The 7,103-nt window shown below is 39.7% G+C and carries 5 protein-coding genes; 3 read left to right on the top strand and 2 right to left on the bottom strand.

The window, feature by feature from the left end:
- The coding region (gene nagB, locus JN11_RS15185; RefSeq protein ID WP_144913892.1) for a glucosamine-6-phosphate deaminase at nucleotides 1–1,169 on the bottom strand (1,169 nt) is incomplete at its 3' end.
- 890 nt (nucleotides 1,170–2,059) lie between these two features.
- Between nagB and JN11_RS15180 the strand changes: the two genes are divergently transcribed.
- Entirely contained in the window at nucleotides 2,060–2,764 is a 705-nt protein-coding gene (locus JN11_RS15180; protein ID WP_144913890.1) for a DsbA family oxidoreductase, read from the top strand.
- A gap of 156 nt (nucleotides 2,765–2,920) precedes the next feature.
- On the top strand, nucleotides 2,921–4,099 hold the full coding sequence (locus tag JN11_RS15175) for an MFS transporter (RefSeq protein ID WP_144913888.1): 1,179 nt from the start codon (nucleotides 2,921–2,923) through the stop codon (nucleotides 4,097–4,099).
- Nucleotides 4,100–4,120: 21 nt separating this feature from the next.
- On the opposite strand, the gene JN11_RS15170 is transcribed toward JN11_RS15175, so the two are convergent.
- Entirely contained in the window at nucleotides 4,121–5,353 is a 1,233-nt protein-coding gene (locus tag JN11_RS15170) for a cation:proton antiporter (protein WP_144913887.1), read from the bottom strand.
- 161 nt (nucleotides 5,354–5,514) lie between these two features.
- On the opposite strand from JN11_RS15170, the gene JN11_RS15165 reads away from it, so the two are divergent.
- Nucleotides 5,515–7,056, top strand: a complete 1,542-nt coding sequence (locus JN11_RS15165) for an acyl-CoA carboxylase subunit beta (RefSeq protein ID WP_144913885.1) — start codon at nucleotides 5,515–5,517, stop codon at nucleotides 7,054–7,056.
- Nucleotides 7,057–7,103 lie beyond the last annotated feature (47 nt).

Here is a 7,103-nt window from a genome sequence, read left to right as displayed (position 1 = left end):
ACATGCACATCATGTCCCTGGTCAACCAGACGGATAAAGGTGCCGCCCATGGAGATCACATCATCATCCGGGTGTGGTGAAAAGATGATAGCACGTTTTTGTGCCGGTTGTGCCCTTTCCGGTCTTTGGGTATCATCTGCATTGGGCTTGCCTCCCGGCCAGCCGGTAATGGTATGTTGCAGCTGGTTAAAGATGTCAATATTGATATTGTATACCGGACCCTGTTCTACGGCCAGCTGGGCCATGCCATGGTTGTTATAATCTTCTTCGGTAAGTTTCAGTATCGGTTTGTTTACTGTTTCGGCTAACCACAATACCGCTTTCTTTTTCAGGGTATTTTCCCAGATACAATCTTTTACCAGCCATGGGGTATCAAATCTGGTCAGGTAGCTGGCTGCGGCTTCATCCAGTACAAATTCTACATGGTCAGATAATTGCAGATAGGTAGCCGGTACTTCACCAGAGATCTCTCCTTCTACTGCTTTTTTAATAATCGGTGCTTTCTTTAAGCTCCAGGCCATCAGGATGATTTCCCTTGCTTTGAAAATAGTGCCGATACCCATGGTGATGGCTTTGGTAGGTACGTTTTGTTTACCACCAAAATCACGGGAGGCATCATTCCTGGTTAAATCATCCAGGGTTACCAGGCGGGTTCCTGAATTGGGTGCCGAGCCCGGTTCGTTAAACCCGATGTGGCCCGTACGGCCAATTCCCAGGATCTGTAGGTCAAGTCCCCCCAGTTTGGTGATCTTTTGCTCATAATCTAAACAAAAAGCGGCCACCTCTTCGGTGGTTGTCAGGGTTCCATCGGGGATATGTACATTGGCTTTATCGATATCTACATGGCTGAACAGGTTCTCGTTCATGAAGGTTACATAGCTTTGGGCTGCTGTAGGCTGCATCGGATAGTACTCATCCAGGTTAAAGGTGATCACGTTTTTAAAGCTCAGGCCCTCTTCCTTATGTTTGCGTACCAGTTCGGCATAAACCGCTATCGGCGTTACCCCGGTGGCCAGCCCTAATATTGTTTTTTCACCTTTGCTTTCCTTGCTTTTTATCAGTTTGGCTATCCGCTCCGCTACCGCTACCGATGCCTGTTGCTGATTGGGATATACCGTTACAGGTAATTTCTCATACCTTGTCTCTTCCAGTAAATTTAATCGCGCCATTAAATAAGTTTTGTGTTGGTGTTTGGTTTATTAAAAAGATATTGCATAAAAAATCCCCGCCGAAACGAGGATCTATTCAAACCAATCTAACTATTAAAATTTACCCTTACCGACATAAGGCTAAAATAAAGTTCGTTCTTAAATACTAATTTATACATTATCTTATACAAACTTAGTAAAATAATAATTACAATTCCAAAACTTTTTAAATTTTTTTAATAAGTTTAATTGAGTGAATAAACTTCAATATAAAATCCGGTTGGATTTTTTCATCTGAAAGGTCACAAAAAGTTTAAATAGCATAATTATCCTGAATAGTGATTCAGACTAACAAGATTAAATAAATCAGCTATTTACCTAGTTTAATCAGGAGAAAGACAGTTGGTTACTACAAAAAGAAGGTATTAGTAGAATTGGTCAGCTTTAATTATCAAACCAAATATTTTGGACAGGTTTTGACAATCAGTTATCCCGTAGTACAAAGCTTCGCTAAATTTTATTATTGATTTACAGTAATAAGGTATAGGTTAAAGCCTCTTTTGTTTAAAACTGCAGAAACACTATTTAAAGATATGCCCTGCAATTATTTATCAAACCCAAAGTTAATCTATCTAATTTTCCACACAAATAAATTACACCAACGCAGTTATTCTATATACCAACAGCGTTATTCGATATACATTTTTTATTTTGATAATAAACATTTGCTTCTTTTTACCCTTCTTCACACCTTTAATTTCTTCTTTCTGGTCTTTTTAATTAATAAAAAAATGGAACAAAAAACTTAACAGCTATTTTCATGTTAAAGATTTAGGAGGCCTAAAGTTTACTTTACGCTTACCATGTTGTTAATGTAGTAAATTATTTTTGGCATACTAAAGAGGATATTTATGAAAGTTGAAATCTGGTCAGACGTGATGTGCCCGTTTTGCTATATCGGCAAAAGAAGGTTTGAAAATGCTTTGCAGCAATTTGAAAACAGGAATGATGTAGAAATTGAATGGAAAAGCTTCCAGCTTAACCCTGACATGGAAACTAACCCTTCTATAAACATTGATCAATATCTTGCAGACATAAAGGGCTGGACAATTGATCATGCCCGTGATTTAAATGCCCATGTAACCCAAATGGCAGCAGAAGCGGGTTTAACCTATAACTTTGATAAAGCTATAGTAGCCAATAGCTTTAATGCACATCGGTTTAGCCATTTAGCTAAGAAAAACGGCTTGGGTATTGAAGCCGAAGAACAGCTATTTAAAGCTTATTTTACTGATGGTAAAAACATTGACGACCTGAAAACCCTGATTGAATTAGGCAAACAAATAGGGTTGGACACTGAAGAAGTAAAACAAACATTAGAAAGCAATGCTTATGCAGATGAAGTAAAGCATGACATTGCCGAAGCACAATATCTTGGCATAAAAGGGGTTCCGTTTTTTGTAATGAACAGTAAATATGCCGTATCCGGCGCACAGGCAGAGGTTGTTTTTGAACAAACCCTGCAAAAAGCATATACCGAATGGCAAAAGGAAAATCCAAAACCAAAATTTGAAATTATTGAAGGCGAAAGCTGCGGGCCTGATGGCAATTGCTAAAAATATTAAGTACCTATGAATATGAGCAGCCTTCGAAAGAAGGCTTTTTTGTTACATTGCCTGTAAAGCATGCTCAATTTATTTTCTGCTCAAAATATGTACCTTTGTACAAGGCTAACTTAGTGTATTTTTAACACTAAGAAAAAATAAGTAAACATGGATTCATCAATTCCTCCTATAAATATACACCGTACAACACTACGCATTGCAGTTGGCGCTTTGTTTTTTATGGCCGGCTTGTGTTTTGCCAGTTGGGCATCGCGCATAGCAACGGTACAGCAAACTATGGGCTTGTCTGACGCTGCTTTGGGTGCGGTATTATTTTCGCTACCGGTGGGTTTAATGTTGTCTTTGCCGTTTTCGGGATGGGTGATTACTAAAATAGGGAGCAAAAGACTGCTACTTTCTGCTATATTATTTTATGGTGCAGCATTAGTAAGTTTAGGATTGGCAAAAAACACTTTTCAATTAATATGCTGCCTGCTTTGTTACGGCTTTGCAAGCAATGCCGTAAATATTTCTGTTAATACCCAGGCAGTAGCCAATGAGGGAATGTATGATAAACCCATTATGGCATTTTTCCATGGTTTATGGAGTCTCGCCGGGTTTACCGGAGCCGGAATAGGTACTTTTATGATTGCCCGGGGGATTGATCCCTTCCATCATTTTATTATTATTCTGAGCATCCTGATTATCGGAGTTATTATTGCTTCGAGATTTCTTTATGATGATTATGGTGTTGCTACAAAGGAGGTAAAATCAACCTTAACATTATCCGAACGATTAAAGCTGATGATTCCGCTTTTAACATTAGGAAGCATAGCATTTTGCTCAATGATTTGTGAGGGCGCTATGTTTGACTGGAGCGTTATTTACTTTAAAAAAGTGATTGAAGCACCCATTGCTTTGCAAGGAATCGGGTTTACTGCCTTCATGGGAACAATGGCCGGGGGCAGGTTTATTGCCGACGGGTTTGCACATCGCTTCGGTTTAAAACGAACTTTGCAGGTTAGCGGTTCTTTAACTGCTACGGGCTTACTCATAGCAGTTATATTCCCTTATTTTTATACTGCTCTTGCCGGCTTTTTGTTAGTTGGTATTGGAGTATCATCGGTAGTACCAATGGTTTACAGCGCTGCAGGAAAATCAAAAACCATGTCGGCGGGTGTTGCGCTGGCGGCGGTATCAACTATAGGTTTTATTGGCTTTTTAGTTGGACCTCCGGTAATAGGCTTTATCGCCGGTTTGGCAACATTAAGAGCTTCGTTCTTATTTATCGCAGTTATGGGAACAAGCGTGGTGGTCTTATCAACACGTGCAAAGCTTGATAGCTAAATTTCTTACCATAAAAAGGCTTTAAATACCTTGTTTTGCCAGCTTCCCAATAGTTAAACCTTGTATAATAATGGAGAACACAACGATTATATAAGTAATCAGAACAAATTCATCACGGTGCATAGTGGCAGGCAAAGAAAGTGCAAGCGCAACGGATATACCACCCCTAAGCCCACCCCAGGTTAATATTAAAACGGCATTCTTTTCAAAGTGAATCCACTTTCGCATAAAAAACACAGGAAATGCCACTGAGACAAAACGAGCCAGCAAAACCAAAACAATCATCATAACACCTGCTGCCAGTATAATCGGGTCCACTTTTATCACCAGCATTTCAAGGCCTATCAACAGAAATAACACGGCATTAAAAATCTCATCAAGCAAATCCCAAAATTTCCCCAGATAATCTCTTGAAATTTCCGATAGTCCCTCCTTTTTCCCTTTTGTACCAATGATTATTCCCGCAACGATAATTGCCAATGGACCCGATAAATGCAAAAAATCAGCCAGCTCATACCCGCACATTACCACTGTAAGCGTTATCAAAACCTCTACCCGGTAATTATCAATAGATTTAATGGAAAAATAGGCCAGGTAACCTAGTATCCCGCCAAACAATAATCCACCACCCGCTTCTCTTAAAAAAAGCAAGGCCGTGCCTGCAACCGAAAAATGAGTGCTACCATTAAGCGCTACTTCAAAAATGGTTAAAAAAACAACTACGCCTACGCCGTCATTAAATAATGATTCGCCTGCAATTTTAAGCTCTAATGATTGTGGTATTCCTGCTTGCTTAAGGATGCCCATAACAGCAATCGGATCTGTCGGGGATATTAAAGCTCCAAATAAAAGACAATAGATATAGGGTACCGATATACCAAAAAACTGAAAAAGGTACCATGCCATAATACTCACCAAAAAGGTGGATAAAAATGTACCAATGGTAGCCAGAACCATCACCGGCCACTTTTCTTTATTTAGTTTATTGGCATCAATGTGCAATGCTCCGGCAAATAGCAAAAAGCTAAGCATAATCTTCATTAATACCTGCTCAAAATTGATGTTTGAAACCAGAACTAATGCTTTTGATGATATTTCGGGCACCAAATAACCCGTGATGGCGATCAAAATAGATGAAAACAAAGCAATTACCATTATACCAATGGTAGGTGCCCATTTTATCCATCGGTCGTTGATGTAAGCAAAAACTGAAGTTAAAAATATAAGGATCGATATAATGTGGTATGTATTCAAATCTGAGTTGTGAATTTATCGAATTTAATAAAATCAATAATCTTTATGGTACGATTCTGATGGTTTAATGATTATTTTATCTGCTTAATTGCGACATGCTATATTACCTTTGCTTTAACCTTTCACCTTTTTTTACCATCTTGCAATTATAAACCATAATTGTGAACAACAAGATAAAATTACTAAAGCAAAAGCGTGGAGAGGCCCTTTTAGGTGGTGGTAAAGTACGAATTGAAAGTCAGCATAAAAAAGGGAAACTTACCGCTCGTGAGCGTTTACATTTTTTGATGGATGAGGGTTCATTCCAGGAAATTGGTATGCTGGTAGCACACCGTTCTACTGATTTTGGAATGGAAAATGAGAAATACCCGGGTGATGGGGTTATAACCGGATATGGTACTATCAGTGGTCGTTTGGTTTATGTTTTTTCTCAGGATTTCACCGTGTTTGGCGGATCGCTTTCCGAAACCCATGCAGAAAAGATCTGCAAGATAATGGATCTCGCCCTTAAAAATGGCGCTCCCGTAGTTGGTTTAAACGATTCCGGTGGAGCGCGAATACAGGAGGGTGTAGTATCTTTAGGTGGATATGCGGATATTTTTTACCGCAACACTATGGCCTCCGGTGTTGTACCGCAAATATCAGCCATTATGGGTCCCTGTGCTGGTGGGGCGGTATATTCGCCTGCTATTACTGATTTTATTTTAATGGTTGAAAACACTTCCTACATGTTTGTTACAGGTCCCAATGTGGTAAAAACAGTAACACATGAAGTAGTTACTTCCGAGGAGTTAGGCGGAGCAACCACACATGCTACTAAATCGGGAGTTACTCATTTTGCCTGTGCCAATGAGATTGAGGCCATTCAGCACGTAAAGAAACTTTTGAGCTATATGCCTCAAAATTGCGAGGATAAGGCCCCTGCCCTGCCATACGAAATAAAAAACGAACTAAGGCCCGATCTTAACAATATTATGCCCGAAAACGCTTCGCAACCCTATGATATCCGCGAAGTGATTGATTTGGTAATTGATGCGGGATCGTTTTTAGAGGTGCATAAAGATTTTGCGGAAAATATAGTGGTGGGCTTTGCCCGCCTGGCGGGGCGAAGTATTGGCATTATAGCCAATCAGCCTGCATTTTTGGCAGGTGTATTGGATATACATTCATCAACAAAAGGAGCACGCTTTGTACGTTTTTGCGACAGCTTTAATATTCCCTTGCTGGTATTTGAAGATGTCCCGGGCTTTTTACCAGGCACCGATCAGGAATGGAACGCTATTATTACGAATGGCGCTAAACTTCTTTACGCTTTTTGTGAAGCAACTGTTCCCCGCATTACAGTTATTACCCGCAAAGCTTATGGCGGTGCTTATGATGTAATGAACTCCAAACATATTGGAGCCGATATGAATTATGCCTGGCCATCGGCAGAGATTGCGGTGATGGGTGCGAAAGGTGCCGCCGAAATTATTTTTAAACGGGAAATTAATACATCAGCAGATAAAGAAGCAAAATGGAAAGAAATGGAACTTCAATATTCTGACATTTTTGCCAACCCCTACCGTGCTGCCGAGCGTGGTTTTATTGACGAGGTAATTGAGCCTGCAGAAACCCGTATAAAACTGATCCATGCTTTTAAAATGCTGGAAAATAAAGTAGTTAATAATCCAAAAAAAAAACACGGAAATATCCCGTTGTGATTTCGGAATTATAACAGGGCAAACAACAATTTGAAGCGGGTAATTTA

It is taken from the genome of Mucilaginibacter frigoritolerans (assembly GCF_007830615.1).
Lineage (GTDB): Bacteria > Bacteroidota > Bacteroidia > Sphingobacteriales > Sphingobacteriaceae > Mucilaginibacter > Mucilaginibacter frigoritolerans.
This window is presented reverse-complemented; position numbering and strand designations above follow the sequence as displayed.